Source organism: Streptomyces sp. B15 (assembly GCF_018070605.1).
Classification (GTDB): Bacteria; Actinomycetota; Actinomycetes; order Streptomycetales; family Streptomycetaceae; genus Streptomyces; species Streptomyces smyrnaeus.
In genome coordinates this window covers 1-2,414 of record NZ_JAGPXJ010000192.1, presented here as the reverse complement: position 1 = coordinate 2,414, position 2,414 = coordinate 1, and the positions used below count along the sequence as shown (strand labels likewise).

The 2,414-nt window shown below is 69.2% G+C and carries 2 protein-coding genes and 1 pseudogene; all 3 read left to right on the top strand.

What is annotated here, in order from left to right; all coding sequences use genetic code 11:
* Positions 1-95: 95 nt before the first annotated feature.
* A pseudogene (locus KBY19_RS35735) lies at positions 96-364 on the top strand (DUF5996 family protein); the annotation flags it as partial.
* A gap of 737 nt (positions 365-1,101) precedes the next feature.
* Positions 1,102-1,398 carry a trypco2 family protein gene (locus KBY19_RS35730; RefSeq protein ID WP_099885653.1) on the top strand — a complete coding sequence of 99 codons (297 nt, stop codon included), beginning with the start codon at positions 1,102-1,104 and terminating at the stop codon, positions 1,396-1,398.
* Positions 1,399-1,469: 71 nt separating this feature from the next.
* The coding region (locus tag KBY19_RS35725) for a serine protease (RefSeq protein WP_247691753.1) at positions 1,470-2,414 on the top strand (945 nt) is incomplete at its 3' end.

Here is a 2,414-nt window from a genome sequence, read left to right as displayed (position 1 = left end):
TCCGCTTCACCCTTTCGGCCCCCGGCCTTCGCCATGCGGGTGCCGGATGCCGGGCGGCGGGGCACGGTGGGAGCGTGACGGAATCGTCCCCGCCGATGCCGCTGGCTCAGTGGCGGCCCACCAAGGACACGCTGCACCGGTTCGCGCAGATCGTCGGCAAGATCCGCCTGGCAGCGAGCCCCGGCGCAACCACTGGTGGAACGTCCCCTTCCATGTGACCGGGCGCGACATCACCACGCGTCCGATGGGACAGGTAGACGGAGTTCGGATCTTCACCATCGACTTCGACTTCGTCGACCACCGGCTCGTCGTCGCGACACTGGACGGAGAGCAGCGGTCCATCCCGCTTCCGGGGCAGTCCGTCGCCTCGAGTTCCTCGTGGACGGGTTCACGACCCAAGATCGCCTGTCCCACCCTCGGACGCAAGGTCTTCGCGCACGAGTTTCCGCAGCGACGCGAGAGCGCTTGCCGGGAAGCCATGCTTCTTCAACAACGCCTCGGCCTTGGCGTTCTCCCCCGTCGACGAGGCCGCGGCGCCCTGTTCTCCGGGAAGGAGTCCCCAAGGCTGTGCGGCCCATGATCGATATTTCCGGAATCCTATGCTCGCCGAGGCCGTCGTTCAGGGGAATCCGGCAGATTGCGGAGGCAAGACCGGGCACCTCGTCGGCCGGGCGATCGTGCTCCTGCGGGCCGCCGCGACGGTCCTACCAGATCCGGCCCACCAGCGCGTGAATGAGGCCGCCACGCCCCGAGGGACCTCGCCCTGATCGCCGACGTCGAGTCCGAGGAAGCGCAACTCAAAAGCGCCCGCCGCCGCTACACCGCCTTCCTGTGGCATTACGTCGCCGACCTGCACAGGCAAGGCGCTGCCGCGCGGGACATCGCGCGCTGGACCGGCCTCCCCCACTGACATGCTCGAAGGCCGAACCAGCAGCGCCCCGGAGGGGGCTGGCTGGCACGCAGCGCATCAAGAACTCCGTACGTTCACCCGCACGCGGCCGGGCGCGTTCACGTGTACACCGACACTCAGGTGGCGTCCTTTTCATATACTTGGCGACACGTTTGGTGCGCGGCCCGTGGCCGCGGAAGGGGGGCACCGCTGTGATCGAGCTGTCCGAGATGATCCGGAACCTGCGCCGCGAACTGGAGACGGCCATCGCCGCCGCGCCGACGCAGGGACTGCAATTGGAAGTGGGCCCCGTCGAACTGGAGCTCTCGGTGGGCGTGCGGAAGGAGGCCGGAGCGAACGGTAAGGTCACCTTCTGGGTCGTCGAACTCGGGGGTGAGGGCCGGGCGGCCCACGAATCCACCCAGGTGGTGCGGCTGACCCTGCAGCCGAAGATGGTCGCCACCGGTCGGGCTCCACATGTCGCCGGACGGGGAAGGCCCGGGGAGTGAGTTCCGGACGGGTGCGGCCAGTGTCCAAGGCGTCGGCCCGAACGGAGTGTTCCGATAGCCCGCATCCCCACATGAGCCGCGTTGCTCTGATCACCGTTCCGGACCCGGACGGGGACCCGTTACCGTGGCGCGGCTCGGGCTACCGGATCAGCAGCGCGCATGTCCTGACCGCAGCGCATGTCCTGCGCGGGCTCGACACCGCCGAGGTGCGGTTCTACACCGCTCGCGGAGCGTGGCGCGACTACCCGGAGTGTGCCGTCGTATGGCAGGCCCCTGAGATCGATCTCGCCGTGGTGGAACTGGGAGAGGCCTACGAGGACCGGGTGCGCGACGATTGGCCCGCGCAGTGGCCGCAGCCAGTGCTGCAGCAGACCGTGGAACCGGTGTCGTTCACGCGTATGCCCGAGGATCCTGGAGAGGTGCCCTACCTGGCGATCGGCTTCCCGAGCTTCAAGTACCGTGGCGACGAGGCCCCGTACGACTCGGAGCAGGTCCGTGGCACCATCCCGGTGGGGGCGAACTTCCCCAGCGGGACGCTTGAGCTGAAGATGGACGCCCCGGCTGGAACATTGTCGGCTGAGGACACCCCGTGGGGCGGGCTGTCGGGCGCCGCGGTCTGCGCCGGGAACGCGATCATCGGCGTGGCTGTCCAGGACCCCTTGGACGAAGGCGGCTACCGGCTTTTAGCCGAATCGGTGGAGAGCTGGTACCGGATCGAGGCCGGACCGCTGGAGCGACTGCGAGCACTCACCGGTCTGCCGGCCCACCCCCAGGACCTCACCCCCGCCCAGGCATTACGCGACGGGCTGCCCCCCGACGGCCTGACCGGTACCGCCCCGGCACGCCCGCATGGTGTAGTGCCGCACCGCCAGGCGATGGCGGAACTGGCGGTCAGCGACCGGTACCTGGTCGACGCACAACTGCCCTTCCACGAACCGCCCGAGGCCTCGCCCTCCCACCCCGGCCGCATCCTTCGCCGGCTTGCCGACGACGCAGCCCGCGGTGTCCTGCTCACG